Here is a 26,829-nt window from a genome sequence, read left to right as displayed (position 1 = left end):
TCGGACGCGTTCGGCAAGGCGTTCCTCACAGGCGTTCGAAGGAGCGGCGCAGTTCCCAGTCGGTCACCGCGGTGTCGAAGGCGTCGAGTTCGACGCGGGCCGCGTGGTGGTAGTGGTCGACCACCTCGTCGCCGAAGGCCGCGCGGGCGATCGTACTGCCCGCCCAGAGGTCGGCCGCCTCCCGCAGGGTGGCCGGGACCCGGGGGAAGTCGGCGGTGTAGGCGTTGCCCGGGCAGGGCTCGGGGAGGTCGAGCCCCTGCTCGATGCCGTGCAGTCCGGCGGCGACGAGGCCCGCGACGGCGAGGTGCGGATTGACGTCGCCGCCGGGGAGCCGGTTCTCGAAGCGGAGCGAGGGCCCGTGACCGACGACCCGTAGCGCACAGGTCCGGTTGTCGTGACCCCAGGCGACGGCGGTCGGCGCGAACGAGCCGGGTCGGAAGCGCTTGTACGAGTTGACGTTCGGGGCGTAGAGCAGCGAGAACTCCCGGAGGGCGGCGAGTTGCCCGGCGAGGAAGTGGCGCATCACGGGCGCCATGCCGTGCGGGTGGGACGGGTCGTCCGGCGCCATCGCGGGCCGGCCCTCGGCATCGGTGAGGGAGAGGTGGATGTGGCAGGAGTTGCCCTCGCGCTCGTTGTACTTGGCCATGAAGGTGAGGGAGACGCCTTCCTGCGCGGCGATCTCCTTGGCCCCGGTCTTGTAGAGGGCGTGTTGGTCGCAGGTGACGAGGGCCTCGTCGTAGCGGAACGCGATCTCGTGCTGCCCGGGGTTGCACTCGCCCTTGGCCGACTCGACGGTGAGGCCGGCGACCGCCATCTCGTTGCGGATGCGGCGCAGCAGCGGTTCGATGCGGCCGGTGCCGAGCACGGAGTAGTCGACGTTGTACCGGTTGGCCGGGGTCAGTCCGCGGTAGGCGGCGTCCCACGCCTGTTCGTAGGTGTCCGTGAAGACGATGAACTCCAACTCGGTTCCCACCCGGGCCCGCCAGCCGTGGTCGGCGAGCCGGTCGAGTTGGCGGCGCAGCACCTGACGGGGCGCGGCGACCACCGGTGAGCCGTCCTGCCAGGCGAGGTCGGCGAGGAGCAGGGCGGTGCCCTCGTTCCAGGGGACGCGGCGCAGGGTGGCCGGGTCGGGGCGCATCACGAAGTCGCCGTAGCCACGGTCCCAGGAGGACATGGCGTACCCGTCGACGGTGTTCATCTCGGTGTCGACGGCGAGCAGGTAGGCGCAGCCCTCCGTGCCGTGCTGCACCACCTCGTCGAGGAAGAAGCCGGCGGCGAACCGTTTGCCCTGGAGCCGTCCTTGCATGTCGGGGAAGGCCAGGACGACCGTGTCGATCTCACCGTGGGCGACGAGGGTGCGCAGCCGCTCGACGGTGAGCGGGGGTGTGCGGTCTGCCACGGGAAGGGCCTCCTTGGGTCAGCCGGCGCATGCAAGGTAGTCCTGCCGGACAGGGGCGGGGAAGGGAGTGCGGGCGAATGCATCCGGATGCCACGGCACCGGGTGTCGTCCGCGACCGGGAGGGGGAGTGACCCCGTGACTGGTGGGGAGGGAGGGGCCTCAGGGACACAGGGGCACGAGGGGCACAGAGGGTGAGGAGTGTGCGTGGTGAACAGGCCGCTGATCGGAGTGAGCACCTACCGGGAGATCGCGCGCTGGGGCGTGTGGGAGTTGCCGGCCGCCCTGCTCCCGGCCGGCTATCCGCGGCTGGTGCAGGCCGCCGGGGGTCTCGCCGCGCTGTTGCCGCCCGACGACCCGGCGCACGCGGTGGCGGCGGTCGCCCGGTTGGACGGGCTGGTCATCGCGGGCGGCCCCGATGTGGAGCCGGCACGGTACGGGGCCGAGCCGGAGCCCGGGACCGGGGCGCCCGGCCGGGACCGGGACGCCTGGGAGTTGGCCCTCATCGGGGCGGCGCTCGCCGCGGGGACCCCACTGCTGGGGATCTGTCGGGGGATGCAGCTGCTGAACGTCGCCCTCGGCGGCACCCTCGTCCAGCACCTGGAGGGGCACGCCGAGGCGGTGGGGGTCTTCGGAACGCATCCGGTGACCGCGGTGCCGGGCACCCGGTACGGGGCGTTGGCTCCGGGTGCGTCGCAGGTGCCGACGTACCACCACCAGGCCGTGGCGCGGCTGGGTGCGGGGCTGGTGGCCTCGGCGCACGCACCGGACGGCACGGTGGAGGCGGTGGAACTGCCCGGGGCGCGGTGGGTGCTCGGGGTGCAGTGGCACCCCGAGATGGGTGAGGACCTGCGGGTCGTGGGGGGTCTGGTCGCGGCGAGCGCCGGGGTCTGATCGGGGCGGGCCCGCAGCGGTCAGCGCAGGGCGTCGACGAGGAACCGCGCACGCTCCGCGACGGGCGCCAACGGCAGGCGCACCAGCTCGTAGCCGTAGGTGGGGTAGGTCTCGACCATCGACTCGTAGGTGCGCACGGCCTCGTCGTAGGACTGCTTGCGCTCCGCGTCCCGTCCGTAGATCTCGGGCCACGGGGGTGCGATGAACACGCGGCGGTGGTACCGGAACCGCTGTGCGGCGGTGTGGAGGTGGCCCGGTACGGGCAGCTGCTGGGTCCTCAGGTAACCCACGACGTCGGGGACGCCCCGGTCGAAGAGGACGGGTGCCGCTCCCGCCGAGGCGATGCGGTGGGAGCGCATCTCCCAACCGAGCATCAACTCGGCGAACAGGGCCGGGTCCTTCCAGGGCAGCGCGGGTCCGTCGATGGCGACCTGTTCCCGGATGATCCCGCGTCCTGCCTCCGGCGAGCTGGCGTAGCCCTGCTCCCGCAAGTGGTCGATCAGGGTGCTCTTGCCGGACCCCGGCCCCCCGGTCAGGACGATGAGCCGCCCCGTCTGCTCCGTCTGCTCCGTCTGCCCGGTCATGCGGCGGAGTCTACGGCGACCGGGTCAGGGCGAGCAGGTCGCGGGCGGGGCCCGTGGGGCGGGGGCCCTTGGGCCAGGCGGCCCGCAGGGCGCGGGTGAGGGTGACGTCCCGCAGCGGGATCGCGACCAGCCGCCGGGCGGCCAACTCCTCGCCGACGGCGAGTTCGCTGAGGACCGCGGGCCCGGCCCCGCTGACCGCGGCGGCCTTGACCGCGGTGGTGGAGGACAGCTCGATCAGGGGGCGGGCCGGCTCGCCGATGGCCGCCGTCAGCACCTGCCGGGTCCCGGAGCCCTCCTCGCGGAGGATCAGCGGGGTCCGGGCCAGTTCGGCGGCCGGCACCGGGAGGCGGCGGCGGGCCCAGGGGTGGGTGGGCGCGGTGACGACGAGGAGCCGGTCGTGGCCGATCACCGTGGCGTCCAGCCCGGACGGCACCCGCACCCCCTCGACGAACCCGAGGTCGGCCGCGCCGGACAGCAGCCGCTCGGCGACCGTCGTGGAGTTCCCGGCGTGCAGGGACACCGCCGTGTCGGGCCGTGCGGCGCGCAGGGCGAGGAGCCAGCCGGGCAGCAGGTACTCCGCGATGGTCATGCTGGCGGCGACCCGCAGCCGTGAGTCGCGCCGGTCGCGCAGGGCCTGCGCCCCCGCGTCGAACGCTTCCGCCGCCTCGACCACCCGACGGGCCCAGTCGGTGACCAGGGCCCCGGCCTCGGTGAGCCGGGAGCCCCGGGGCGAGCGGTCCACCAGGGCCACTCCGAGCCGCCGTTCCATGGCCCGGACGCGGCTGCTCGCCGCGGGTTGGGTGATGCCGAGTTCCCTGGCCGCGCGGCCGAGGCTGCCGAGCCGCGCCACCGCGAGCAGCAGTTCCATCGCCCCGAGGTCCGGTACGCGGTGCGCGAGAGGTACCGATCGCCCCGTGCCGCCGTCCGGTCCACTCATCAATCCAGCTTATGTCCTCATAGGGGGAAGACCCCTGGTGGGCGCCCGGTCGGGGGGCGACGGTGGTCCCATGGCCACCGCCACCCGCACTCCGACCGAAGCGCCCCTGCCGTCGCGGGCGCCCGCGCCCCGCCCGCCGCGTTCCGCGCTGGCGGTCCGAGTGCGCCGGGCGGTCCGGTACCTCGGGCCGAACTGGTACGCCACGGTGATGGGCACCGCGATCCTGGCGTCGGCGGGGGCCGAGCTCACCGGGCGGCTGCCCGGGCTCCGCCCGTGGTGGGTCGCGATCTGGTCGCTGTCGCTGGTGGTGCTGGTGCTGCTGGCGGCGGCCCGGTTCCTGCACTGGCGCCACCACCGCGACCGGGCCCTCGTCCACCTCGACGACCCGGCGACGGCGCCCTTCTACGGCTGCCTCTCGATGGCGTTGCTGGCGGTCGGCGGCGGTGCGGTGGGGGTCGGACGGGACGTGCTGGGCGAGGGCGTCGCGGTGGGCCTGGGGCTGCTGCTGTTCGTGGTGGGTACGGCGGTGGGTCTGGTGGTCGCGGTCGGCGTCCCGTACCGGCTGATCGTGGGGCGGGGCGCGGTGCGGGTGACGCCGGTGTGGCTGCTGGTCGTCGTGGCGCCGGTGGTGTCCGCGGCGACCGGGCCGCTGTTCGTCCCGCACCTCCCGGCGGGGGCCGGGGAGACCTTGTTGTTCGGCTCGTTCGCGCTGCTCGGGGTGGGGCTGCTCGGCACGCTGGTCCTGCTGCCTTCGGTGTTCGCCGGGCTGGTGGCCGACGGTCCGCCGGCGCCGGCGCTGACCCCGACGTTGTTCCTGGTGCTCGGGCCGCTCGGCCAGTCGACGACCGCGCTCGGTCGGCTCGCGGACGCCGCGCCTGCGGTGACCGGGCCCGGGCTCGCGGACGGGTTCGGGGTGCTCGCCGTGCTGTACGGGGTGCCGGTGATGGGGTTCGCGTTGCTGTGGCTGGCCCTGGCGACCGCCCTGGTGGTGCGGGCCCGGCGCCGGGGCATGCGGTTCTCGATGACGTGGTGGGCGTTCACCTTCCCCGTCGGCACCTGTGTGACGGGCGCGGCGGCGCTGGCGGACCGGACCGGGTGGGGCGCCTACGAGGTGGTGGCGGCGTTGCTGGGCGCGGGTCTGGCGGCGGCGTGGACGGTGGTCGCGGCGCGGACGGTCCTGGAGCTGGCGCACGGACGGCTGTTGGCCCCGCCCCGTTGAACCGGCGGTGCGCACGGGTGCTGCGGCTTCACCAGGCAGGCGCGGGTGCTGCGGCTTCACAGGGCCCGCAGCACGCCCCGCAGACTGGCGCCGATCATGCCGGGCGCCTGCGCCATGGACGGCCCGTACCAGGTGAGGTGGCGTCCGCTCACACAGGCAGCGGGCATCGTGAAGGACTCGGGTCCGTCGTCGGCGCCGAACGGGTACGGCTCGTCCGGCAGGACCACGATCTCCGCGCCCGAGTCGCGCAGTTCGTCCAGCGGGACGTGGGGGTAGCGGTCCGGGTGGTTCGCGTACACGTTGTCGACGCCGAGGCGGGCGAGGACGTCCCCCGCGAAGGTGTCGCGGCCGATGACCATCCAGGGCCGCCGCCAGACCGGGATCACGGCGGTGACGCGCTCCCAGGGCTCCGGCATCCCCGACCACACCGACTCGGCGAGGTCCAGCCAGCCGGGCCGCCGGTCGCCGCCGCAGGCCCGCAGGACCCGGTCGAGTTCACGGAACGCCTGCTGGACCGAGCGGATCTCGGTGACGACGACCTCGATGCCGGCGGCCCGCAGGTCGGCGATGTCCCGGGCGCGGTTCTCCTCCTCGTTGGTGACCACCAGATCGGGGCCGAGGGCGATGATGCGCGGCACGTCGGGGTTCTTGGTGCCGCCCAGGCGCACGGCGTCCAGCCCGTCGGGTTGGGTGCACCAGTCGGTGACGCCGACGAGGGCGCCGGGCAGGGTCACCGCCACGGCTTCGGTCAGCGAGGGGACCAGGGAGACGATCCGGACAGAATTCACGGGATCAGCCTAGTGAGCGCACGGCCGCCCGTCGGACGTCTCGACCTCATCTCCTCCGGTCCTGCACGGCGTCGATGTGCTCCGCGACGGCGACCACCAGGACCCGGGTGTCGGGTTCCGTGGCACGCCAGCGGTGCCGCACTCCCCCGGTGAGGTAGAGGGTGTCACCGCGTCCGAGCCGGTAGGCCCGGCCCTCCGCCTCGATCTCCACCGCGCCGTCGGCGACGTACAGCACTTCGTCGTTGCGGTGCTGGAACTCGCGGGCCGTGTCGTGGTCGCCGGTGAATTCGGTGGCGTGGAGTTGTTGATGGCCCCTGACCAGGGAACGGACCCGGCTGCCGGACGGCCCGTCGGCGCGGGGGTCGTCCGTCGGGAGTTCGTCGCGGACCACGTCCACCGTGCAGGCGGGGTCGGCGGCGGCCAGCAGTTCCACGGCGGTGGTGCCGAGCGCGTCGGCGACCTTCTCCAGGGAGGCCCGGCTGGGCCGGGCGCGCTCGTTCTCGACCTGGCTGAGGAAGGGGACGGACAGCCCGCTGCGGGCGGCGACCGCGGCGAGCGTCAGCTCCAGGGAACGGCGCCGTCGTCGGACGGCCGCACCCACCCGAAAGGATTCCTTTTCGTCCATCGTCACAGCTCCCTCCCCCGCTCGTCGTGGCACCGGGGTCCGCTGCGGACCCCCCGTGGGGTTTCTGCACCCTACGCATGTTCGGCAAACAGCCGTCGCCAGTAGAGCACGTGGACGGGGCGGACCCCGCCGGAACGGCGAAGCCCGCCCCGTCCACGGCGAACGCTGACAGCTCGGGTCCACGTCCGTACGCCGTTCCCCCGGGGAGGCGGGGCGTCGTGTTGACGCCCCGGGTGTCGATCAGCTGTCGGCGGGGAGCGGAGCCCAGGTGTCGAGCAGGTCCGGACGCTCGTCCAGCCAGCCGCGGACGGCTGCCTGCTCCTTGCCCTTGCCCGCCTTCTGGATGTCGGCCTCCAGGCTGGTCAGCTGCTCCTCGGTCATCGTGAAGTCCTTCAGCCAGCGCCCGGCCTCCGGGTGGTCCTCGACGAAGCCGTCCCGGCTGAGGGTGTGCACGCCGTCGCCCTCGCCCCAGGAGCCCTCGGGGTCGGCGAGCTTCTTGAGGTCGTAGTCGCTGTACGCCCAGTGGGGGGACCAGAGGGTGACCGCGATGGGTTCCTTCTTGGCGTACGCCCGCTTCAGTTCGGCCAGCATCGCGGGGGTGGAACCGTCCACGACCTCGTACTCCCCGTCCAGGCCGTAGGCCCCGAGGACGTCCTTCTTGAGCAGCCCCATCATCCCGGCGCTCGGCTCGATCCCGATGATCCGCCCGTCGAACAGGTCGGACTTGCCCTTGAGGTCGGCGAGCGAGTCCACGCCCTTCACGTACGAGGGGACGGTGATCTCCAATGAGGTCGGGCTGTACCAGGACCCGAGGTCGTCGAGCCGGTCGCCGTACTTCTTCCAGTACTCGGCGTGGGTGATCGGCAGCCAGCTGTCGGTCTGGAAGTCGATCTGTCCCTGGGCCAGGCCCGTGTAGAGGGGCCCGGCGGCGTACTGCGTGGCCTCCACCTCGAAGCCGCGGCGCTCCAGCAGTTCCTTCCACAGGAAGGTAGAGGCGATGGCCTCGTCCCAGGGGATGTAGCCGATCTCGATCTTCTCGCCCCGACCCACGTCGGAGCCGGCGGCCACCTCGCCCTTCGACTCACCGCGGCCGAAGACGCCCATGCCGCCCGCGACGAGGGCGAGGACCACGACGCCGACCACGGCGACGACCGGCCGCGGACGGTGCTGCCAGATCTTCAGGTTCCCGCCGGCCCGGGCCTTGGCGGCGGCGCGCCGGCCGAGCGGTGAGACGCGTTCGCCCAGCGCACCGGTCATCCGGTCGAGGTAGATCGCGAGGACGACGATGCCCAGGCCCGCCTCGAAGCCGAGGCCGATGTTGAGCTGGCCGATGGCCTCGTTGACGGCCCCGCCGAGGCCACCGGTGCCGACCATGCCGGCGATGACGACCATCGACAGGCCCAGCATGATGACCTGGTTGACGCCCGCCATGATCGTGGGCAGCGCGAGCGGCAGCTGCACCCTCAGCAGGGTGTCGCGGGGCGTGGTGCCGAACGCCTCGGCCGCCTCCACGAGCTCGGCGTCCACCTGCCGGATGCCGAGTTCGGTCATCCGGACGCCGGGGGCGAGGGCGAAGATCAGCGTGGCGACGACGCCGGCCGGCACGCCCATGCCGAAGAAGAGGATCGCCGGAATCAGCAGCACCATCGACGGCATCGTCTGGAGCAGGTCCAGGACCGGCCTGACGACGGCGCTCACGGTCTGCGAACGGGCCGCCCAGATGCCGAGCGGCACCCCGATGACCAGGGCGATCAGCGTGGCGACGAGGACCAGGGACAGCGTCGACATCGACTTGTCCCACAGCTCCATCGAATCGATCAACGCGAAGCCGCCGAAGGCGAGCACACCGGCCAGCAGACCGCGCAGCCACCAGGCGAACAGGGCGAACAGACCCGCGAGGATCAGGGGTTCGGGGGCGCCGAGCACGGCGTTGACCCCGTCGTACAGGCCCTCGACCACGCTCTTGAGCGAGTCGAAGAGCCAGGCCATGTGGGTGACCAACCAGTCGACGCCGCTGTCGACCCAGTCCCCGAGGTGCAGCCTAGGCATCGGTGCTCACCGCCCCGGTGCGGGTGGCGGTCGCGGCGCCGTGGGCCGCGGCCGGGTTCCGGGGTGCGTTGCAGGGCGCGGCGGGCGGCGGGGGCCCGTCGGCATCACCGAACGCGCCGAGCAGCCGTCGGCGCGGCACCACGCCGACCAGCCGTCGCTGGGCGTCGAGCACCGCGACGGGGTGCGGAACGCGGGCGCTCAGCGCGCACAGCTCGGCGAACGGGGTGTCCACGTGAGCCGTGACGCAGGAGCAGTCGGCCTCGTCACCGACCGGGTCGCCGTCCATGACGGAGGCCGCGGTCAGCACCCGGGAGCGGTCGACGTCCTGGGTGAAGGCGGCCACGTAGTCGTTCGCCGGGGTCAGCAGGATGTCCTCGGCGGTTCCGGTCTGCACGATACGGCCGTCCCTCATCACCGCGACCCGGTCGCCGAGCCGCATGGCCTCGTTGAGGTCGTGGGTGATGAACACGATCGTCTTCTTCAGCCGGGTCTGGAGTTCGAGGAGCTGGTCCTGCATGTCACGGCGGATCAGCGGGTCCAGCGCACTGAACGACTCGTCCATGAGGAGCAGGTCGGCGTCCGTGGCCAGGGCCCGGGCCAGGCCGACGCGCTGCTGCATGCCGCCGGACAGCTCGTCGGGCCAGCTCTTCTCCCAGCCCGCGAGGCCGGTGAGCGACAGCGCCTCGGCGGCGCGTTCCTCGCGCGCGGCCCGCGGCACGCCCTGGACCTCCAGGCCGTAGGCGGCGTTCTCCAGGACGCTGCGGTGCGGGAACAGCGCGAAGTGCTGGAACACCATGCTGATCTTGCGGGCCCGGACCTCGCGCAGCTCACGGGGGCTGAGCGCGGTGAGGTCCTGGCCGTCGAACAGCACCTGTCCGGCGGTGGGCGCAAGGAGCCCGTTGAGCATCCGCAGGAGGGTCGACTTGCCCGAGCCGGAGAGACCCATCACGACGAAGATCTGGCCGGGGTCGACCGTGAAGGAGGCGTCGATGACGGCGGCGGTGACCCCGTCGGCGCGCAGCTCCTCGCGGTCGGCGCCCCCACGGAGTCTCTCGACGGCGGATTCGGGTCGTCTTCCGAACACCTTGTACAGGTGCGCGGCCTCTAGCTTGGACACATAAACCTCTCGGGTAGGGCCAACGACGGCCCGTCTTCCCCCGGGCGGGCCGTGGAGCGTGGCGGGGTCGGCCCGCGGGCCGGTCCGGACGTCGGCGAGGACGTGCGGAGCCGGGTTCACTCCGGCCGCGCGCCTGCCCGGGACCCCCGCACACAAACGTGTAAGTGACACGGATCACTGTTCGTCCGCATCCGCCCCTCTCGTCCCGGGCGGGCACGGACCACGAGTCCGGGGCGGGCACGGACCACCGTCCGGCGCGCACGGACCGCCGGAACGCAGGAACCCGGGCCCACGCGGGACCGCGGAACGGCCCCCTGTCAGCGGTGTGGGGCATGATGCGGACGTGACGCAGCGAACCCGACGACTCATGCTCCTCGACACCGCCTCCCTGTACTTCCGGGCCTACTTCGGCGTCCCGGAGTCGGTGCGGGCCCCGGACGGCACCCCGGTCAACGCGGTGCGCGGCCTGCTGGAGTTCATCGACCGACTCGTCCGGGACCACCACCCCGACGACCTCGTGGCCTGCATGGACGCGGACTGGCGTCCGCAGTGGCGGGTCGACCTCATCCCCTCCTACAAGGCGCACCGGGTGGCGGTGGAGACCGGCCCCGAACAGCCCGACGAGGAAGAGGTGCCGGACACGCTGTCCCCGCAGGTGCCCGTGATCGAAGAGGTCCTCGACGCGCTCGGCATCGCCCGGGTGGGCGTCGCCGGTTACGAGGCCGACGACGTCATCGGCACCTTCACCGCCCGCGCGACCGGCCCCGTCGACATCGTGACCGGGGACCGCGACCTCTACCAGCTGGTGGACGACGCCCGGGGCGTCCGGGTGCTGTACCCGATCAAGGGCGTCGGCACCCTCCAGCTCACCGACGAGGCGGTGCTGCGCGAGAAGTACGGGGTCGGGGGCTCCGGGTACGCCGATCTGGCCCTGCTGCGCGGCGACCCGTCCGACGGACTGCCCGGGGTGCCCGGCATCGGCGAGAAGACGGCGGCCAAGCTGCTCGCGGAGTTCGGCGACCTCCCCGGGATCATGGCCGCGATCGACCGACCGGCCGCGAAGCTGACCCCGACGCAGCGCAGGCGCCTGCACGAGTCGCGCCCGTACCTCGCCGTCGCGCCGCGGGTGGTCCGGGTCGCCGAGGACGTCCCCCTACCGGAGGTGGACTCCACCCTGCCGCACGCCCCGCGCGACCCGGCGGCGCTCGACCGGCTCGCCGAGCGCTGGGGCCTCGGCGGGTCCCTCCACCGCCTGCTTGCCACGCTCACCGCATGAGATGTTAACTTAGGTAAGCCTAAGTTAACGCGATCAGGGAGTCCGCATGGCCGAGCGACCGGCACGCAAAGCACCGATGACGCATGTGGGGCGCGTGGTGCGCACGGAGCGGCTCACCCCCCACATGCAGCGGGTGGTGCTCGGCGGCGACGGTCTCTCCGCGTTCTCCGCGGACGAGTGGACCGACCACTACGTGAAGATCCTCTTCACCCCGCCCGGCGTCAGCTACCCGGAGCCCTTCGACGTGCAGCAGGTGCGCGCGGACTTCCCGCGGGACCAGTGGCCGGTCCCGCGCACCTACTCCGTACGGGCCTGGGACCCCAAGGCCAGGGAACTGTCCCTGGACTTCGTCATCCACGGCGACGCGGGGCTGGCGGGCCCCTGGGCCGCGCGCGTCCAGCCCGGCGAGGAGGTCCGTCTCCTCGGCCCGGGCGGCGCGTACGCACCCTCCCCGGATGCCGACTGGCACCTGCTGGCCGGTGACGAGAGCGCGCTGCCCGCCATCGCCTCCTCGCTGGAGGCCCTGCCCCCGGGCGCCACGGTCCATGCGTTCATCGAGGTCACCGGCCCCGAGGAGGAGCAGCAGATCGCGACGGACGCCGAGGTGGTCTGGCTACACCGGGGCGACCGCCCGATCGGCGAGGCCCTGCTCGACGCGGTGCGCGCCCTGGAGTTCCCCGCGGGTCGCTGCCAGGCGTTCGTGCACGGCGAGGCCGGGTTCGTGAAGGAACTCCGTCGCCTCCTGCGGTTGGAGCACCGGATGCCCCGTGAGGACCTGTCGATCTCCGGTTACTGGCGCCTCGGTCACAACGAGGACGGCTGGCAGGCGTCCAAGCCGGAATGGAACGCCCAGGTGGAGGCCGAGCAGGAGACGGCGGCCTGACCTCCCGGGCGACCCGCCCCCCCCGAACGGAACCCCCAGGGACCGGAGCCCCCTGGGGGTTCTTCGCGTTCGCGTACGGGGTCACGCGCGCAGGCCGCTCAGTCGGTGCGCGGATCGGGGTCGCCCGCCACCCGGGCGTGCAGGTGCATGTCGTGCCAGCCGTCGCCGTGCAGCAGCGCCGACCGTTTGGTGCCCTCCAGGGTGAACCCGGTCTTGGCCGCGACCCGGCAGGAGGCGTCGTTGGCGAGCGCGTGGAGGAGTTCCAGTCGGTGCAGGCCGACCTCGTCGAAGGCCCAGCGGGACAGTGCGGTGACGGAGCGCGGGGCGATCCCGCGCCCCCGGGTGTCGGGCAGCATCCAGTACCCGAGTTCGGCGCTGCCGTCCGCCAGGACGATCTCCCGCAGCGCCACCCGGCCCAGTACCGCGCCGGTGTCCGTGCCGGTCACCGCCCAGGTGGCCGTCCGCTCCCCCCGCCAGGCCTCCCGCCACTCACCGATCCAGCCGAGCGCCTCCTCCCACGACTCGGCGGAGCGGCAGTGCCACCGCTGCACGGCCGGGTCCTGGAAGGCGCGCAGTACCGCGGGCGCGTCGTCGTCCTGCCAGGGGCGCAGGGTCAGGCCCCCGGACGCCGGGATCGTCGGCTGGGGCGAGCCCGCCAAGGTGCCGGCCGCCACCACGTCTTCGATGAACCAAGGCATGGCCGCATCCTCGCAGCGGCCCGGCGCGCGGGACACCGGTTTTCCGTCCGGCCGCCGCCGGCCCACGACGGGCGGCGGGTGGCAGGTCACCCCTCAGGTCACCCGTCCGACCAGGGCCGCGCACGGACTACGCTCGGCACCACCATGCCCCGCAGATCACCACCCGCTCCCCTCCCCCAGCGCCAGGGGGTGGACCCGTCCCGTCTCCGGCTGCCCACCACGGGCGGCCCCTGGACCACGATCCGGGACCATCTGGTCGACCGGCTGGCCCCGCCCGCCGAGGTCATCGACGCGATGCTGCGCTCGGGAGCCTTCGTCACGGCCGACGGCAGCCCGGTGGCCCCCGACGCGCCCTACGCCCCCGGCACCTCCCTCTGGTTCCACCGGGAGCTGCGGCCGGAGCCGCCCGTTCCGTTCCCGCTGCCGGTCGTCCACCGTGACGAGCACATCGTGGTGGTGGACAAACCGCACTTCCTCGCCACGACGCCGCGTGGCAGTCACATCACCGAAACCGCCCTGGCCCGACTGCGGCGGGAGCTCGGCGTCCCCGGGCTCGGCGCCGCACACCGTCTGGACCGGTTGACGGCGGGCCTCGTGCTGTTCATCGTCCGACCTCAGGAGCGCGGCGCCTACCAGAACCTGTTCCGGGACCGGCGCGTCCACAAGGAGTACGAGGCGCTGGCGCCCTTCGACGAGGCGCTGGAGCTGCCGCGCACGGTCATCAGCCGGATCGAGAAGGAGCGCGGGGTGTTGACCGCGCGGGAGGTGCCCGGCGAACCGAACGCGATCAGCCGTGTCGAACTCCTCGACCTGCTCCCCCCGGCCCGGACCCCCGTCGCCCGGTACCGGTTGGTCCCGCTGACCGGCCGCACCCATCAGCTCCGGGTGCACATGAACGCGCTCGGCGTGCCGATCATCGGCGATCCGCTGTACCCGGTGGTCCGGGACGCCACCGAGCCCGGGGACTTCCGTGAGCCGCTGAAGCTGTTGGCCCGGGTACTGGAGTTCAGGGACCCGGTCACCGGCCTGGAGCACCGCTTCACCAGCGCCCGCGACCTCACCGGGGAGCCGCCCGGGGCACCGGGCGGCTCCCCTGCCTGATCGGGCCGCCCGCCGGGCGGTTCCCGGTCAGGCGCCGCGCCACCACCGGGCGAGGCGTCCCCACAGCCCCGGTCGCGCGGGCCGGGGTTCGGGGGACACCGGCTCGGTGGTCGGCGGCAGCGGCACCGAGCCGACCCCGGCCAACTCGCTCACCGCGGTGGAACTCGGGGCGGACAGCGGAGCAGGCGACGAGACCTGCCAGTCACCGGCGCCGCCCACGGGCTTGCCGATGCTCGGGCGGGCCCGCACGTCCTGCGGCGGCCTGGGGACGAAGGTGACGGGGAGTTCGACCAGGTGCCGGGAGAGGATGGTCGAACGCCAGCGCAGGTCCGCTTCGTCGAGGGCGAGCCGGATGTCGGGCAACCGCATCAACAGGGCGTCGACCCCGGTGTCGGCGATGGCCCGGCCGATGTCCTGGCCGGGGCATTCGTGCGGCCCGCTGCCGAAGGCGAGGTGCGAGCGGTTGCCCTGCATGCTCGCGGTCAGGTCGGGGCGGACGGCCGGGTCGAGGTTGCCCGGGGCGATCCCGAAGATGAGGCCGTCGCCCGCGCGGATGCGCTGCCCGCCCAACTCGGTGTCGTGCTTGGCGAAGTAGGCGACCATCGCGGAGAACGGCGGCTCGTCCCACAGCGTCTGCTCCACCGCCTCCGGCACCGTCATCTGTCCGCCGTTGAGTTGGGCGCGGAACCGCGGGTCGGTGAGCACCATCCGCAGCACGTTGGCGATGAGGTTGGCGGTCGCTTCGTAGGCGGCGATGAGCACCAACCGCAGGTGCTGGGCCACCTCGTCGTCGGTGAGCCGCGACTCGTGGCCGATGAGCGCGCTGGTGAAGTCCTCCGCCGGTTTCGCCCGACGGCGCGCGACCAGGAGCATCAGCGCACTCATCACGTACTCGTTGCTGGCGATGGCGGTCTCGGTGCCCTTGATCATGTCGCGGGCCGACTGCACCATGCGTTCGTTGTACTCCTCGGGCATGCCGAGGATCTCGCACATCACCGCCATGGGCAGCTGCTCGGCGAACTGGCTGACCAGATCGGCGCGGCCCTGTTCACAGATGTCGTTGACGAGGCGTTGGCTGTAGCGGTTGATGTAACGCCGGGCGCCGCGGTGGTCGATGGCGGAGATGGCCCCGGTCACGGCCCCGCGCAGCCGTTGGTGCTCGGCTCCTTCGGCGAAGCTGCAGATGGGTTGCCAGGAGTAGACGGGCGCCAGTGGGTGGGTCGGCCCGGCGCTGCCGTCCTTGACCGCGCTCCAGCCGCGGGCGTCCCGGTTGTACTGCGAGGGGGTGCGCACCATGTGCAGGTTCTCGCTGTGGCCGAGCACCGCCCACATGGGAACGTCGTTGTGGATCAACACGGGTGCTACCGGACCGTGTTCGGCGCGCAGCTTGCCGTAGAGGCTGGTCAGGTCCGCGTCGGCATCGGGACCGTACAGCCGCCGCCGGGCGGGCGGGACGTGCGCGGGGCAGCCCGGCGGCGGGGACGCGGACGGGACGGGATCGTCGGTGCCGGGTGGGCTGTCGGGCAGACGGGGTGGCGTGGTCACGGTGATCGCTCCGAGGAGTCCGGGCCGGTGGCCCGTGAGGTCGGCGGCCTCGACGGGTGCCGGGGTCCGGGATGGGCAAGATGCTCGGGGGCGCCGGGGGCGCGGTCGACGGTGCGGGGCACGGGCCCGGTCACGGCTCGCTCAGGCGGGCGCGCCGGCCAGCGAGTGCAGGAAGTGCAGCAGGGTCATCAGGGCGTCACGGCTGGATGCGCGCCGACGGGCGTCGCACTTCACGATGGGGACGTACTCCGGCAGGTCGAGCGCGATCCGCAGCTCCACCGTCGGATAGCGGGGCGCGTCCGGGAAGTCGTTGACCGCGATGACGAACGGCACCCCGCGCTCCTCCAGGCGACCGATGACGTCGAAGCTGACCTCCAGGCGCCGGGTGTCGACGAGGACGACGGCGCCGAGGGCCCCTTCGAACAGGCCGTTCCAGAGGAACCAGAACCGCTCCTGCCCCGGGGTGCCGAACAGGTACAGCACCAGTTGCTCGGTGATGCTGATCCGTCCGAAGTCCATGGCGACGGTGGTGGCGGTCTTGGAGTCGGAGCCGTAGTCGTCGTCGACCCCGATCCCGGCCTGGGTCATGGTCTCCTCGGTGGTGAGCGGACGGATCTCGCTCACCGCGCGGACCATGGTGGTCTTGCCGACCCCGAACCCGCCCACGATCACGATCTTGACGGCCGCGTTGGCGGTGTCGGGGAGGTGGTCCTCGGCGCGCGGGCCGTGTCGGACGACCGGGGCCTCGCCGGACGGGTCGTCCACCGCGTTCTCACAGTTTTTGAAGTCCATGCATCACCGCTTCGAGGAGGGAACGGTCGGGCAGTGCGGACCGCACGATCGGCGAGCGCGCCTGCACCAGTTCGGCCGTCAGCAGTTCCGACAGCAGCACGGTCACGACGCTGAACGGCAGATTGAGGTACGCCGAGATCTCGGCCACGGACAGGGGGGACTGGCACAGGCGGAGCACCGCCGCCTGTTCGGGTTGGGCGGTGGGCGAGGGGTCGGCGCGGGTGACGATGAGGGTGACCAGGTCGACTTCGGCCCGATCGCCCTCCTGGGAGGCTCCGGTGATGACGTAGAGGCGCTCCGGATCCTTCTCCTGGCCCGGTTGGGGGGTGTGGCGTTGGCGTTGCGGAGGAGTCATACGGTCTGCCCGTCACGCCTGGGCGGGCTGGTGAGGTGGGCCCCGATCCGAACCACGAGGTCGCGCATGCGGTTGCTCATGAGGCCCGCGTCGACGGTTTCGTCGGCGAGGACGGCGAGGAAGGCGCCCGCGCCGGCGGCCATGAGGTAGAAGTAGCCGCCGCTGACCTCGATGATGACCATGCGCATCCGGCCGTCGCTGTCGGGGATCTCCGCGGCGACCGCGCTGGCGAGGCTCTGGAGTCCGGCGCAGGCCGCGGCGAGGCGGTCGGCCGCGTCGGGCTCTCCGCCGTACCGGGCGATGCGCAGTCCGTCGGCGGACAGCACGACCACTTGACGGGTCTGCGGCACTCCGTCCGCGAGGTCCTTGAGCATCCAGTCAAAGTTGGCTCGCTGCTGGATCACGTGCGGTCTCCCTCGTCCATGAGGTCGTCGTTCTGCGGGTGTGCCTGCGGGTACGAGCCGATGTGCCCCACGCCGGTGCCGTTCACGACGCCGGCGGCGCCCTCCGGGTGGCCCCCGGCGGTGGGGTCCGGGTCGGGCTGTCCCTTGATGCCGTTCATGAACGCCTCGACCCACAGGCCCGGCTCGGGCTCGTCGGGCTGCGCCGGGGCGGGGACGGACGTGCGCCAGAGGTCCGGGTCCCCGGCGGCCTCCGCGGCGGCGGCCTCGGCGTAGCGCTGGGTGAGCGGGGTCTTCACCCTGCTGCGGCGCTGCGGCAGACCGCCCGCGGTCCATTCGGTGACGACGGGCAGGTCCTCGCCGCCGCGCCCCGCGGGCACCAGGTCGTCGTCGGGGCGGCGCGGACCGGTGGTGGGGCGACGCTTCTTGGCCTTGCGCTGCGGCTCCTGGACCGGGGTGCCGTCGTCGTTGATCCGGGGGACGGCGGTGGCGCCGATGCCGTGGGCGACGCCGGGGGCGGGGCCGGAGGTGAGCATGTCGCGGGGCACGATGAGCACCGCGCGGACGCCGCCGTAGGCGGACTGCCGCAGCGAGACCTGCATGTCGTACATCTGCGAGAGGCGACCGACGACGGCCATGCCGAGCCGGGGGGTCTCGCCGAGGTCCTTGAGGTCGATGCCGGCCTGGGCCTGGGCGAGCATCCGCTCGGCGCGCAGCCGGGCCTCCTCGCTGAGGCTCACCCCGCCGTCCTCGATCTCGATGGCGATGCCCGTCTGCACCTCCACCGCGGTGACGTGGACCCGGGTCTGGGGCGGCGAGTAGCGGGTGGCGTTGTCGAGGAGTTCGGCGGCGGCGTGGATCAGCGGTTCCACGTGGGTGCCCCGGACGGCGACCTTGGCGATGGAGTGCAGGTCCACGCGGCGGTACTCCAGGATGCGGGACATCGCGCCGCGCAACACGCTGAACAGGGGTACGGGCTTGGGCCACTGGCGGCCGGGCCGGGCGCCGCCGAGCACCGCGATGGAGTCGGCGAGGCGACCGATCAGCGCGGTGCCGTGGTCGATGCGCAGCAGGTCGTCGAAGACCTCCGGGTTGCGTCCGTGGTCCTCCTCCATCTCACGCAGTTCCGCGGCCTGCTGATGGACGATCGCCTGGACGCGGCGGGCGATGTTGACGAAGGCGCGCTGGGTCGATTCGCGGACCGCCTCCTCGTTGTCCACGATGTCGAGGACGTCCTTCAGCAGGGCGCGCTGGGTGTCGGGCAGGTCGCGGTAGGCGGGGTCGGAGTCGACGACGGCCCGGACCACGTCGGCCGGCGACTCCCCTTGGCGGAGCCGGAACAGGGCGTCGGGCAGGAGCTGCTGGCCCAGGTGGATCAGTTCGGCGTCCTGGGTGGCGAGACGCTTCTCCAGGTACGCGGCCCGGCGGGCGAAGTCGGCGCGCAGGGCCGTCAGCAGCCGGCCCCGGCGGGCGGCCTCACCTGCCGAGGCGAGGACCAGTACGGTGCCGATCGCTCCGCACAGGCCCACCGCGAGCCGGGCCGGTTCCGCGACGGCGGCGACGGACCCTCCGGTCACGGCGGCCATCAGGAAGGTCGGCAGCAGCAGTACGCGTAGCTGGGGGATCTTTCGGCCACCGGGAGGCGCTTGAACACTCACCATGTATGCCCTCTGAGGGAGTCGGCTCGGGGATGGTCGGTACGTCCGGAGGAACTCGGGGGTTTCGCGTGGATCGGTGCGGGTTTCCAGTGTGAGTTCCGGGCGCTGGGCGTGCGGGAGCGTCCGGAACGATTCCCACCAACGGGAATCCCGGAGAACAAACGCACGATTCAGCCTTATTACGCCTCAACTCAGGGCGCTGCGGGCGAGCTTAGTGCGGCCGGTTCATCGCCGTGTCATATTCGGGAAGCACCTGAAATCCGGGCGCGCGGGCCACTACACTCGGGCGATTTACACGCAGGGGAATCCCACCGACACGTGGAGTGACGGATTTCGGGGATGCGGAGCGGCCGTTCCGGGCCGATCGCACAGGTCGGACGGGGGTTGGGCCGGGAGCGGAACGTCCCGCGGGGCCACGGTGCCCGCCCGGGGAGGACGGACGCGGAGGCGTCCACGCCCCTTCGCCCGGTCACTCGGACGGGACATTCCTCAACGGCGCTCCGCCCCGCCCGGCAACGCCGGACGGCCCGCCCCCTGAGGGACGGGCCGTCTCGTGCGGACCGGGAACTCCACCCGCGGGGCTCTCACCCCACCGAGGAGTACGCGACCACGCCCCGCAGCAGACCGTCCACGGCCCGCCGGGCGTTCTTGGCGACCGTCGACGACGCCCCACCGCTGGCGGGAGCCGCCGCGATCTGCCCCAGGACGTCGATGAGCTGCTTGCACCAGCGGACGAAGTCGCCGGCGGGCATCTCCGCCTCGCGCAGCACCTCGTCGAGGCCCGCGCCGGAGGCCCACATGTACGCGGCCCAGGCGAAGCCGAGGTCGGGTTCCCGCTGGCCGACGCCCTCCGTCTGGTTGATCTTGAAGTCCTCCTCCAGGGCGTCGAGTCGGCCCCAGATCCGCACCATCTCCCCGAGGGCCGCCTTGGCCTGGCCGGAGGGCAGCTTGGGCGCCGTGGCGTCGTCGGCCGCCCTGGCCTCGTAGACCAGGGCGGAGGCGCAGGCGGCGAGTTCCGCCGGGTTGAGGTCCTCCCACACGCCGGCCCGCAGGCACTCGCTGGCGAGCAGGTCGAGTTCGCCGTAGAGCCGTGCCAACCGCTTGCCGTTCCCGGTGACCTCGTCGCCCCGCAGGTAGTCGAGTTCGGTGAGGAGGGCGACGATCCGGTCGAAGGTGCGGGCGATGGTGTTGGTGCGCCCCTCGATGCGGCGCTCCAACTGTGTGGTGTCCCGCACCAGACGGTGGTACCGCTCGGCCCACCGGGCGTGGTCCTCGCGGTCGGCGCAGCCGTGGCAGGGGTGCGCGCGGATCTCCGTGCGCAGCCGGGCGAGTTCGCGGTCGTCCGCGGCGGCGGCGCGCTGCTTGCGGTGGCGCTCCGGTACGAGGTGCCCGGCCTTGGTGCGCAGCGCCGAGGCGAGGTCGCGGCGGGACTGGGGGGAGCGCGCGTTGAAGGACTTGGGGATGCGCATCCGCTCCAGCGCCTCCACCGGGACCGGGAAGTCCATCGCGGCGAGCCGCTTGACCTGGCGTTCGACGGTGAGGACCACGGGGCGCGGGCCGTCGTGGTGGTCGAAGCCGCGGTGTCCGTTCGAGCGTCCGGCGGGCAGTCCCGGGTCGAGGACCAGGGCGAGACCGGCGTACTTGCCCGTCGGAACGTGGATCACGTCGCCGGGCTTGAGCTTCTCCAGGGCGGTCGACGCGGCGGCCCGACGCTGGGAGACGCCCTGTCGGGCCAGGTCCGTCTCACGGTCCTTGAGTTGACGGCGCAGTCGCGCGTACTCCTCGAAGTCGCCCAGGTGGCAGGTCATGGACGCCTTGTAGCCTTCGAGTCCCTCCTCGTTGCGCTGCACCTGCCGGGAGATCCCGACGACCGAGCGGTCCGCCTGGAACTGCGCGAAGGACGTCTCCAGCAGTTCCCGGGAGCGGTGGCGCCCGAACTGCTCCACGAGGTTGACGGCCATGTTGTAGGAGGGCCGGAAGCTGGAGCGCAGCGGGTAGGTGCGGGTCCCGGCGAGGCCCGCGAGGTGCTCGGGGTTCATTCCGCGCTGCCACAGCACCACGGCGTGGCCCTCGACGTCGATGCCGCGGCGGCCGGCCCGTCCGGTGAGCTGGGTGTACTCGCCGGGGGTGATGTCGGCGTGCTGCTCGCCGTTCCACTTGACGAGCTTCTCCAGGACGACGGACCGGGCGGGCATGTTGATGCCCAGGGCGAGGGTCTCCGTCGCGAAGACCGCCTTCACCAGGCCGCGCACGAAGAGGTCCTCGACGACCTCCTTGAAGGTCGGCAGCATGCCCGCGTGGTGGGCCGCGATGCCGCGCTCCAGCCCCTCCAACCACTCGTAGTAGCCGAGGACGTGCAGGTCTTCGTTGGGGATCGACGAGGTGCGCTCCTCGACGATCGCCCGGACCCGGGCCCTGGCCTCGTCGTCGTTGAGCCGCAGTCCCGCGTACAGGCACTGTTGGACGGCCGCCTCGCAGCCGGCGCGGCTGAAGATGAAGGTGATCGCGGGCAGCAGGCCGTCGGCGTCGAGGCGTTCGATGACCTCGGGGCGGCCCGGGGTCCAGACCCGGGTGCGCTGTCGGCGCTCCCGCTCGCGGTCGGCCTCCCGGACGCCGCGGCCCCGGCGCTTGTCCCGTCCCCAGGTGGGGCGGGAGGACTCCATCCGCGCCATCCGGGTCAGATCCGGATTGACGGCCTTCTTCTGGCCCTCGCCCTCCTCGAAGAGGTCGTAGACCCGGCGCCCGGCCAGGACGTGCTGGAACAGCGGGACCGGACGGTGCTCGGAGACGATGACCGCGGTGTCCCCGCGGACCGTGTCGAGCCAGTCACCGAACTCCTCCGCGTTGGAGACCGTCGCGGAGAGCGACACCAGGGTCACCGACTCGGGGAGGTGGATGATCACTTCCTCCCAGACGGCGCCGCGGAACCGGTCGGAGAGGTAGTGCACCTCGTCCATGACCACGTGGCCGAGGCCCAGGAGGGCCTGCGAGCCGGCGTACAGCATGTTGCGCAGCACCTCCGTGGTCATCACGACCACGGGGGCGTCGGAGTTGATGCTGTTGTCGCCCGTGAGCAGGCCGACCTTGTCCGCTCCGTACCGTTTGGCCAGATCGGCGTACTTCTGGTTGGACAGGGCCTTGATCGGGGTGGTGTAGAAGCACTTCTTGCCGTGGCGGAGTGCGAGGTGGACGGCGAACTCGCCGACGATCGTCTTGCCGGAGCCGGTGGGGGCCGCGACCAGCACGCCCTTGCCCGCTTCGAGGGCCTGGCATGCCTCGATCTGGAAGGGGTCCAGACCGAAGTCGTACATCTCGCGGAAGGAGGCGAGCGCGGTGGCCTGCTCGGCGGCACGTTGCCGTGACGCCGCGTACCGCTCGGCCGGGGAGAGGTCCTCAGTCATCGTGCTTTCGAGATTACCCGCCACCCCTGACAGAGGGCGATCATTATCCGGATCGTCATATCCGGGCTGGTCAGCCGGACGCCCGAGCGGTCAGCCGGCTGCGGACGTGGGCAGGGACGGTCGGGCGCCGGCCACCCGCACGGCTCCCGGCACGCAGGTGACGGCCAGCGGCAGGGGGCCCAGCGGTTCCCCGTCCGCGTACCCGGTGACCCCGGGGGCCGCCAGCTCGACCCGTACGGCGCGGTGGACGGTGACCTTCGGGTGGTCGAGGTGGGTGCCGCGGTAGACCCGGGGGAACACCCGCAGCAGGGTGGTGCGGCTACAGTCGCCGACCACCGTGACGTCGAGGAGGCCGTCCGTCGGGTCGGCCCCGGCACAGATCCGCATGCCGCCCCCGTAGGAGGTGCCGTTGCCGACCGCCACCAAGGTCGCCTCCAGTTCCAGGGCGGGGCCCCGGTCCAGGGTGAGGCGGTAGGGCAGCGGCCGGAAGGCGGTCAGTTCCGCGAGGAGCGCCAGGTCGTAGGTGAAGCGGCCGAGCGGCAGCCGCATCCGGTTGCCGCGGTCGTTGACCCGGGAGTCGAAGCCGGAGGCGAGGACGGTGCCGAACCAGCGGTCCCCGGCCCGGCCGAGGTCGACGGCGGGGGTGTGGCCCTGCTTCAGTGCGTCGGCGACGAGCCGTGCGGCGGCGATCGGGTCGCGCAGCGGCAGGCCCAGGGTGCGGGCGAAGTCGTTCCCGGTGCCGACCGCGATGACCCCCAGGGGGGTGTCCGTCCCGGCGACGGCCTGGAGTGCGAGCCCCGTCATGCCGTCACCGCCGACCACGACCAGCGCCCCGGTGCCGCCGCGCACGGCCTCCCGGGCCCGGCGCAGTGCATCGGCCGGCGTCTCACCGACGAGGGTGCGCACGCGCAGGCCCGCGGCCCGGAGCGCGGTGGCGGCCGGTCGGGCCGACCGGGCGCCCCGCCCGCGGCCCGCGGTGGGGTTGACGAAAAGGGTGATCTCGCTGGTCACGGGCGGACTTTACAAGGGTCCGACGCCTTCCGTAACCCGGGTGGGCCCACCTCCGACCCCGCGGTCATGGCGGGCGGCGGGACTACGCCAACACCCCCGACGCGTCTTGCGGCACCTTCCGCACGGCCGGAAGTATTCCGCAGCATCGGCCCTTTCACAGACTTCTCACAGGAAGTAGGCATCATGCGCTCGTTGACCCAACGCCTCGCCGCCACGACTGCCGTCGGAACCCTCGCCCTCGTCGGCGTGGTCGCCCTGCCCACCACCGCCTCGGCGGCCGCGGCCAAGAAGTGCTCCGGTGTCCAGCCCAAGGAGTTGGACACGGTGGGCCCGAACCTCGACCTGAAGGTCGAGCTGTGCGTCCACCGTGACGCCTCCAACCGGTACCACGCGTCCGTCAACGTCAATTGGACGGACGGAGGCGGCGGTGTGTGTTGCGGGATGGAGAAGGTGGAGGTCCAGGTGAGGCTGGAGCGCAACAACGTGGTCAAGGCGGAAAAGACCAAGGGCTACGCGGCCGCCATCAACCTCGACGGGTCAGGCACGATGAGTCACTCGACCGACAAGGTCACCAACAGTTCGGCGGGCGGCTGGACCGCGGACGGCAAGATCGTTTACAACATCCAGAACGACGGCGCCGGTGACCAGACCTGGCAGCTCGGAGGCTCCCCCTCCATCTGATCCGTCCAGCACACGACGAGGGCCCCCGAGAGGCTTCGGGGGCCCTCGTCACGATCAGGTGAAGCCGAACGTCCACCCGGCATCCTGGGGTGCCCGGGGCCCACCACACGTTGAGCCCCGGGGTCAGGCTCAGGTGACGTCGTCGTAGCCGTTCACCCGCTGGGTGCGGCGCCCTGCGTCGGACTGTTCGGGCACGGACGCCCCGACGCCGACCGACTCGATCTCGCCGATGTCCTGCGGGGTCAGATCCAGTTCCGACGCCTCGTCGTCCGCCGGTCCGGACGCCGCGATCATCGCCCGGCGACGGTCGTTGATCAGCGAGATCACCGAAGCGGCGAAGTAGAGCACCCAGATCGGCACCGCGAGCGCCAGCATCGTCAGCGGTTCGGTGCTGGGCGTGACGATCGCCGAGAAGATGCTGACTCCCAGCACCATCCCCCGCCACCAGCCGAGCATCCGCTTGCCGGTCACCATGCCGGTGAAGTTGAGCATCACCAGGAGCAGCGGCATGGTGAAGGAGAGCCCGAAGACCAGCACCATGCGCGTGATGAGGTCCAGGAGTTCGTCGAGGGGCAGCTGGTTGTCCAGATCCGCTGGCGAGAACTCCAGGAGCACGGTCGCCATCGTCGGCAGCGTGAGGTACGCGAAGAAGGCGCCGCCCATGAACAGGGGCACGCCGGCGGCGACGAATCCGAGGGTGTACTTCTTCTCGTTCCGGTGCAGGCCAGGAGCGACGAACGCCCAGAGCTGGTACAGCCAGATCGGCGAAGCGAACACCACACCGGCCGTCAGGGAGACCTTGAGGGCCAGGGTGAACGGCGTCAGCAGACCGTTCAGCACGATCCGGGCGCAGGTGCCGTCCTCGCGTTCGGCCAGCTCCGTGAAGCTCGCCTCACACCCGACGGCCGTCAGGATCGGGTTGGTGACGAACTCGACGATGTCCTTGTAGAAGAACGCGGCGACGATCGTGACCACCACGATGGCCACCACCGCCTTCGCCAGGCGGTTGCGCAGCTCGCGCAGGTGCTCCACGAGGGGCATCCGACCCTCGGGGTCCTTCTCCTTCTTGCGGGCAGACTTGAGCAACCCACGTCCTCATCTCGTGCGGCAGACCGGGGCGACCCGGCGCTGCGTCAGCGCTGCTGGGCGTCCGTGGGCTCGTTCACCGGGCGTGAGCTGGTCACGTCGCCGGGGGCGGCCTGGATGGTGCGCTGGGCCTGCGGCTGCTCCTTGTTCAGGGGCTCGGTGGGCGCGGGCTGCTCACCCTCCGACTTCATGGCCTTGGCCTCGCTCTTGAGGATGCGGGCCGACTTGCCGAGGGAGCGCGCCATGTCGGGGAGCTTCTTCGCACCGAACAGGAGCAAGATGATGACGAGGATCAGAGTGATCTCAAGCGGGCCGATCCGTCCACCGAACATCTACGTCTACCTTCTCACCGAGGCGGCTTGGGGCGGGTTGCTGACCGATCGGCCGGACCGATGTCCGACCGCCGTGCTAGCAGCGATCGTAACGCTCAGGGGTGAACCAGAGGCAATCCCCGTACGTACTCCCGTTCTGGCCCGTGCCTCAATCTCCGGACCGTGTGGGCAGCCTACCTGCCCACCCTCGACGCCGGACAGATCGGAGCCGGGGGTTACTGGCGCGGACCGGGGGCGCCCCGGTGGTCCATCTGGTACGCACAGTCACCGGTCCGGCTGGCGTCAGAGTCCCGCGTCGTGTCCCGCGCGGGCGGCGCCCACCGAGGCGCGCTCCAGGTCTTCGGCGGCGCCGCCGATCCGGCGGGCGGCCTCGGAGACCTCACGCCCCAGGCGCTCCGCCGCCACGAAGACCCGGACGGCGAGGATCCCGAGGACCAGCAGACCGAGGAAGCCGACGGCGATCGCGAACATGGCCCAGAACATGGGGCGAGCCTAGACGGTGGAGTGCAGGCGCAGGGTCCGCACCCCGCCCTCGGTGAGGAGTTCGACGATGCGCTCACCTGCGGGCTTGCGGACGGCGGAGTCGCACTCGGGGCAGGTGAACGAGTAGAAGGTGGTGTGCGGCGAGCCGCCGATCGCGAGGCGCAGTGCGGCGGCGGGGAGTTCGAACCGGGCGCGGCAGTCGGGGCAGCCCGCGCGGAAGACCACGGGGGTGACCATCGCCAGCTCCGGGAACTCCCGGTCGCCCGATATCCCGGATTCCTCCATGGAATCCGATATGCCGGAAACTTCCGCGGTGGTGGAGGTCGTGGGCGCGCCGGGGGCCTCGGCCGCTCCACCGCGAGCCGGGACGGCGTGGGCCGGGACTCCGTGGGCCGGGACGGCGAAGGGGCCGGCGACCGGAACGGAACCGGGGCCGGAGTCCGGGGGGGTGGTCACAGTCCTCGCTCCTGCCGGTCGGCGGGCCCGTCGGGGCCGGGGCGCGCGGCCGGATCGTCCGCGCCGTCGAGCCCGTCGTAGGCGGCGAGCGCCTCCCGGGCCGCACGCCGGGCGCTCTCCGACAGATCCTCGGGCGCGACGATCCGCCCGTCCCGCCCGAGCCGCAGCGCCAGGCGCCGCAGCGACGCCGGGTCGGGGGCGCGCAAGGAGATCCGCAGCCCCCCGTCGCCCAGTTCCTCGGCACTGTCGTGCGGGTAGTACTCGGCGACCCAGCGACCGCCGGGTCCCACCTCGACGACGACCTCGGGGTCCTCGGCGGCGGGCTGCACCAGGGCTTCGGACAGGTCCCGCAGCTCTATCTCGGGCGGCGCCGACGGCTCGTCCAGGACCTTGATCTCGGCGACCCGGTCCAGCCGGAACGTCCGTCGGGCCTCGGAGCGGCGGCACCACGCCTCGACGTAGGTGTGACCGACGCTGACCAGCCGGATGGGGTCGATCTCCCGCTCGGTGACCTCGTCCCGCGCGGGAGAGTAGTACCTGATCCAGAGCCGGCGGCGCTCGGAGATCGCCCGGTCCACATCGGCGAAGACGCCGCCCTCGGACTCGAAGGTGACCGACAGCCGGGCGCTGGGGGCCGCGGCCTCGCCCGCCGCGGTCTCGACCTTCGCGGTGGCCCGCAGCAACGCCTGCCGATCGCCCTCGCGCAGGCCCGGCAGCGTGGCCACGGCCCGGGCCGCGACGAGCAGGGCGGTGGCCTCGTCGGCGGAGATCCGCAGCGGGGCCGCCGCCTCGGCGCTGAGCGCCTGGGGGTTGCGCCACCAGATGCGGTCGCCGTCCGTGTCGATGTCCAGGAGGTCGCCGCCGCGGAAGCTCGTCCCGCACAGCGGCAGTACGTCGAGGTCCGAGATCAGCTCGTCCTCACTGATCCCGAAGGCGCGTGCCACGTCCTCCACCCGGGCACCGGGACGCTCCCTCAGATATGTGACCAGGGACAGCATCCGGCGGGTCTGGTCGATGGCGTTCGCCGGGCGCGCCGGCCTGGCGGGCTTTCCTGCCACGGT

The 26,829-nt window shown here is 72.4% G+C and carries 26 protein-coding genes; 6 read left to right on the top strand and 20 right to left on the bottom strand.

The window, feature by feature from the left end; translation table 11 throughout:
• Nucleotides 1–25: 25 nt before the first annotated feature.
• Nucleotides 26–1,399 (bottom strand): glutamine synthetase family protein, encoded by a 1,374-nt coding sequence (locus ACFV88_RS20725; protein ID WP_385493131.1) that lies wholly within the window; start codon nucleotides 1,397–1,399, stop codon nucleotides 26–28.
• Between the two features lie 207 nt (nucleotides 1,400–1,606).
• Here ACFV88_RS20725 and ACFV88_RS20720 point away from each other — a divergent pair, with 207 nt between their 5' ends.
• Nucleotides 1,607–2,290, top strand: coding sequence for a gamma-glutamyl-gamma-aminobutyrate hydrolase family protein (locus ACFV88_RS20720; RefSeq protein ID WP_385493239.1), 684 nt, complete (start codon nucleotides 1,607–1,609; stop codon nucleotides 2,288–2,290).
• A gap of 20 nt (nucleotides 2,291–2,310) precedes the next feature.
• On the opposite strand, the gene ACFV88_RS20715 is transcribed toward ACFV88_RS20720, so the two are convergent.
• Both ACFV88_RS20715 and ACFV88_RS20710 read right to left on the bottom strand, forming a co-directional pair.
• Nucleotides 2,311–2,874, bottom strand: coding sequence for an AAA family ATPase (locus ACFV88_RS20715; protein WP_385493130.1), 564 nt, complete (start codon nucleotides 2,872–2,874; stop codon nucleotides 2,311–2,313).
• Nucleotides 2,875–2,884: 10 nt separating this feature from the next.
• Complete coding sequence (locus tag ACFV88_RS20710; protein ID WP_385493129.1) at nucleotides 2,885–3,811, bottom strand: LysR family transcriptional regulator; 927 nt, start codon at nucleotides 3,809–3,811, stop codon at nucleotides 2,885–2,887.
• A gap of 70 nt (nucleotides 3,812–3,881) precedes the next feature.
• On the opposite strand from ACFV88_RS20710, the gene ACFV88_RS20705 reads away from it, so the two are divergent.
• Nucleotides 3,882–5,030, top strand: coding sequence for a C4-dicarboxylate ABC transporter (locus ACFV88_RS20705; protein ID WP_385493127.1), 1,149 nt, complete (start codon nucleotides 3,882–3,884; stop codon nucleotides 5,028–5,030).
• A 56-nt stretch (nucleotides 5,031–5,086) separates the two neighbouring features.
• Here the strand turns inward: ACFV88_RS20705 and ACFV88_RS20700 are convergent, their stop codons facing one another.
• From ACFV88_RS20700 to ACFV88_RS20685, 4 genes are all read right to left on the bottom strand, one after another.
• The gene (locus ACFV88_RS20700) at nucleotides 5,087–5,818 is read right to left on the bottom strand and encodes a helical backbone metal receptor (RefSeq protein WP_385493126.1); all 732 of its coding nucleotides are present in this window, start codon (nucleotides 5,816–5,818) and stop codon (nucleotides 5,087–5,089) included.
• Nucleotides 5,819–5,864: 46 nt separating this feature from the next.
• A complete protein-coding gene (locus tag ACFV88_RS20695; RefSeq protein WP_385493125.1) occupies nucleotides 5,865–6,443 on the bottom strand; it encodes a helix-turn-helix domain-containing protein in 579 nt (192 codons plus the stop codon).
• A 240-nt stretch (nucleotides 6,444–6,683) separates the two neighbouring features.
• A complete protein-coding gene (locus ACFV88_RS20690; RefSeq protein ID WP_385493124.1) occupies nucleotides 6,684–8,492 on the bottom strand; it encodes an ABC transporter permease/substrate binding protein in 1,809 nt (602 codons plus the stop codon).
• Entirely contained in the window at nucleotides 8,485–9,609 is a 1,125-nt protein-coding gene (locus ACFV88_RS20685) for a glycine betaine/L-proline ABC transporter ATP-binding protein (RefSeq protein WP_385493123.1), read from the bottom strand. The genes ACFV88_RS20690 and ACFV88_RS20685 overlap by 8 nt, the downstream gene beginning before the upstream one ends.
• A gap of 367 nt (nucleotides 9,610–9,976) precedes the next feature.
• Here ACFV88_RS20685 and ACFV88_RS20680 point away from each other — a divergent pair, with 367 nt between their 5' ends.
• Nucleotides 9,977–10,885, top strand: a complete 909-nt coding sequence (locus tag ACFV88_RS20680; protein WP_385493238.1) for a 5'-3' exonuclease H3TH domain-containing protein — start codon at nucleotides 9,977–9,979, stop codon at nucleotides 10,883–10,885.
• Nucleotides 10,886–10,931: 46 nt separating this feature from the next.
• Nucleotides 10,932–11,768, top strand: coding sequence for a siderophore-interacting protein (locus tag ACFV88_RS20675; RefSeq protein WP_385493122.1), 837 nt, complete (start codon nucleotides 10,932–10,934; stop codon nucleotides 11,766–11,768).
• 98 nt (nucleotides 11,769–11,866) lie between these two features.
• Here the strand turns inward: ACFV88_RS20675 and ACFV88_RS20670 are convergent, their stop codons facing one another.
• Nucleotides 11,867–12,466 carry a GNAT family N-acetyltransferase gene (locus tag ACFV88_RS20670; protein ID WP_385493121.1) on the bottom strand — a complete coding sequence of 200 codons (600 nt, stop codon included), beginning with the start codon at nucleotides 12,464–12,466 and terminating at the stop codon, nucleotides 11,867–11,869.
• Between the two features lie 144 nt (nucleotides 12,467–12,610).
• Between ACFV88_RS20670 and ACFV88_RS20665 the strand changes: the two genes are divergently transcribed.
• Nucleotides 12,611–13,567 (top strand): pseudouridine synthase, encoded by a 957-nt coding sequence (locus tag ACFV88_RS20665; protein ID WP_385493120.1) that lies wholly within the window; start codon nucleotides 12,611–12,613, stop codon nucleotides 13,565–13,567.
• Between the two features lie 27 nt (nucleotides 13,568–13,594).
• Here ACFV88_RS20665 and ACFV88_RS20660 read toward each other — a convergent pair whose 3' ends face one another.
• The 7 genes from ACFV88_RS20660 to ACFV88_RS20630 all read right to left on the bottom strand — a co-directional run bounded on the left by ACFV88_RS20660 (nucleotide 13,595) and on the right by ACFV88_RS20630 (nucleotide 22,730).
• Nucleotides 13,595–15,112: a cytochrome P450 gene (locus tag ACFV88_RS20660; protein ID WP_385493119.1), complete on the bottom strand. Its 1,518-nt coding sequence runs from the start codon at nucleotides 15,110–15,112 to the stop codon at nucleotides 13,595–13,597.
• Nucleotides 15,113–15,253: 141 nt separating this feature from the next.
• A complete protein-coding gene (locus ACFV88_RS20655) occupies nucleotides 15,254–15,904 on the bottom strand; it encodes an ATP/GTP-binding protein (protein WP_385493118.1) in 651 nt (216 codons plus the stop codon).
• Nucleotides 15,885–16,259 carry a DUF742 domain-containing protein gene (locus ACFV88_RS20650; RefSeq protein WP_385493117.1) on the bottom strand — a complete coding sequence of 125 codons (375 nt, stop codon included), beginning with the start codon at nucleotides 16,257–16,259 and terminating at the stop codon, nucleotides 15,885–15,887. The genes ACFV88_RS20655 and ACFV88_RS20650 overlap by 20 nt, the downstream gene beginning before the upstream one ends.
• Complete coding sequence (locus ACFV88_RS20645; RefSeq protein ID WP_385493116.1) at nucleotides 16,256–16,663, bottom strand: roadblock/LC7 domain-containing protein; 408 nt, start codon at nucleotides 16,661–16,663, stop codon at nucleotides 16,256–16,258. The genes ACFV88_RS20650 and ACFV88_RS20645 overlap by 4 nt, the downstream gene beginning before the upstream one ends.
• Nucleotides 16,660–18,321: an ATP-binding protein gene (locus ACFV88_RS20640; protein WP_385493115.1), complete on the bottom strand. Its 1,662-nt coding sequence runs from the start codon at nucleotides 18,319–18,321 to the stop codon at nucleotides 16,660–16,662. The genes ACFV88_RS20645 and ACFV88_RS20640 overlap by 4 nt, the downstream gene beginning before the upstream one ends.
• A 581-nt stretch (nucleotides 18,322–18,902) precedes the next feature.
• A complete protein-coding gene (locus tag ACFV88_RS20635) occupies nucleotides 18,903–21,719 on the bottom strand; it encodes a DEAD/DEAH box helicase (protein WP_385493114.1) in 2,817 nt (938 codons plus the stop codon).
• 90 nt (nucleotides 21,720–21,809) lie between these two features.
• Nucleotides 21,810–22,730: a diacylglycerol kinase gene (locus ACFV88_RS20630; protein WP_385493113.1), complete on the bottom strand. Its 921-nt coding sequence runs from the start codon at nucleotides 22,728–22,730 to the stop codon at nucleotides 21,810–21,812.
• A gap of 183 nt (nucleotides 22,731–22,913) precedes the next feature.
• Here ACFV88_RS20630 and ACFV88_RS20625 point away from each other — a divergent pair, with 183 nt between their 5' ends.
• The gene (locus ACFV88_RS20625; RefSeq protein ID WP_385493111.1) at nucleotides 22,914–23,411 is read left to right on the top strand and encodes a hypothetical protein; all 498 of its coding nucleotides are present in this window, start codon (nucleotides 22,914–22,916) and stop codon (nucleotides 23,409–23,411) included.
• A gap of 129 nt (nucleotides 23,412–23,540) precedes the next feature.
• Here ACFV88_RS20625 and tatC read toward each other — a convergent pair whose 3' ends face one another.
• From tatC to ACFV88_RS20600, 5 genes are all read right to left on the bottom strand, one after another.
• Nucleotides 23,541–24,497 carry a twin-arginine translocase subunit TatC gene (tatC, locus tag ACFV88_RS20620; RefSeq protein ID WP_385493110.1) on the bottom strand — a complete coding sequence of 319 codons (957 nt, stop codon included), beginning with the start codon at nucleotides 24,495–24,497 and terminating at the stop codon, nucleotides 23,541–23,543.
• A gap of 47 nt (nucleotides 24,498–24,544) precedes the next feature.
• On the bottom strand, nucleotides 24,545–24,829 hold the full coding sequence (tatA, locus tag ACFV88_RS20615) for a Sec-independent protein translocase subunit TatA (protein ID WP_385493108.1): 285 nt from the start codon (nucleotides 24,827–24,829) through the stop codon (nucleotides 24,545–24,547).
• A 282-nt stretch (nucleotides 24,830–25,111) separates the two neighbouring features.
• Nucleotides 25,112–25,312 (bottom strand): hypothetical protein, encoded by a 201-nt coding sequence (locus ACFV88_RS20610; RefSeq protein WP_385493107.1) that lies wholly within the window; start codon nucleotides 25,310–25,312, stop codon nucleotides 25,112–25,114.
• A gap of 9 nt (nucleotides 25,313–25,321) precedes the next feature.
• Nucleotides 25,322–25,597 carry a hypothetical protein gene (locus tag ACFV88_RS20605; protein ID WP_385493237.1) on the bottom strand — a complete coding sequence of 92 codons (276 nt, stop codon included), beginning with the start codon at nucleotides 25,595–25,597 and terminating at the stop codon, nucleotides 25,322–25,324.
• Nucleotides 25,598–25,764: 167 nt separating this feature from the next.
• Complete coding sequence (locus ACFV88_RS20600; protein WP_385493236.1) at nucleotides 25,765–26,766, bottom strand: helix-turn-helix transcriptional regulator; 1,002 nt, start codon at nucleotides 26,764–26,766, stop codon at nucleotides 25,765–25,767.
• Between the last annotated feature and the right edge of the window lie 63 nt (nucleotides 26,767–26,829).

The organism is Streptomyces sp. NPDC059816, from assembly GCF_042732055.1.
Taxonomy (GTDB): domain Bacteria; phylum Actinomycetota; class Actinomycetes; order Streptomycetales; family Streptomycetaceae; genus Streptomyces.
The sequence above is the reverse complement of the archived record's forward strand: the minus strand, read 5'-3'. Positions and strand labels throughout refer to the sequence as shown.

Coding starts and splice junctions, on each gene's coding strand:
- tatA (WP_385493108.1), bottom strand. CDS start 24,829: ATGTTCGGTGGACGGATCGGCCCGCTTGAGATCACTCTGATCCTCGTC.
- ACFV88_RS20690 (WP_385493124.1), bottom strand. CDS start 8,492: ATGCCTAGGCTGCACCTCGGGGACTGGGTCGACAGCGGCGTCGACTGG.
- ACFV88_RS20640 (WP_385493115.1), bottom strand. CDS start 18,321: ATGGTGAGTGTTCAAGCGCCTCCCGGTGGCCGAAAGATCCCCCAGCTA.
- ACFV88_RS20710 (WP_385493129.1), bottom strand. CDS start 3,811: ATGAGTGGACCGGACGGCGGCACGGGGCGATCGGTACCTCTCGCGCAC.
- ACFV88_RS20635 (WP_385493114.1), bottom strand. CDS start 21,719: ATGACTGAGGACCTCTCCCCGGCCGAGCGGTACGCGGCGTCACGGCAA.
- ACFV88_RS20650 (WP_385493117.1), bottom strand. CDS start 16,259: ATGACTCCTCCGCAACGCCAACGCCACACCCCCCAACCGGGCCAGGAG.
- ACFV88_RS20670 (WP_385493121.1), bottom strand. CDS start 12,466: ATGCCTTGGTTCATCGAAGACGTGGTGGCGGCCGGCACCTTGGCGGGC.
- ACFV88_RS20680 (WP_385493238.1), top strand. CDS start 9,977: ATGCTCCTCGACACCGCCTCCCTGTACTTCCGGGCCTACTTCGGCGTC.
- ACFV88_RS20610 (WP_385493107.1), bottom strand. CDS start 25,312: ATGTTCTGGGCCATGTTCGCGATCGCCGTCGGCTTCCTCGGTCTGCTG.
- ACFV88_RS20705 (WP_385493127.1), top strand. CDS start 3,882: ATGGCCACCGCCACCCGCACTCCGACCGAAGCGCCCCTGCCGTCGCGG.
- ACFV88_RS20605 (WP_385493237.1), bottom strand. CDS start 25,597: ATGGAGGAATCCGGGATATCGGGCGACCGGGAGTTCCCGGAGCTGGCG.
- ACFV88_RS20715 (WP_385493130.1), bottom strand. CDS start 2,874: ATGACCGGGCAGACGGAGCAGACGGAGCAGACGGGGCGGCTCATCGTC.
- ACFV88_RS20655 (WP_385493118.1), bottom strand. CDS start 15,904: ATGGACTTCAAAAACTGTGAGAACGCGGTGGACGACCCGTCCGGCGAG.
- ACFV88_RS20600 (WP_385493236.1), bottom strand. CDS start 26,766: ATGCTGTCCCTGGTCACATATCTGAGGGAGCGTCCCGGTGCCCGGGTG.
- ACFV88_RS20675 (WP_385493122.1), top strand. CDS start 10,932: ATGGCCGAGCGACCGGCACGCAAAGCACCGATGACGCATGTGGGGCGC.
- ACFV88_RS20625 (WP_385493111.1), top strand. CDS start 22,914: ATGCGCTCGTTGACCCAACGCCTCGCCGCCACGACTGCCGTCGGAACC.
- ACFV88_RS20695 (WP_385493125.1), bottom strand. CDS start 6,443: ATGGACGAAAAGGAATCCTTTCGGGTGGGTGCGGCCGTCCGACGACGG.
- ACFV88_RS20665 (WP_385493120.1), top strand. CDS start 12,611: ATGCCCCGCAGATCACCACCCGCTCCCCTCCCCCAGCGCCAGGGGGTG.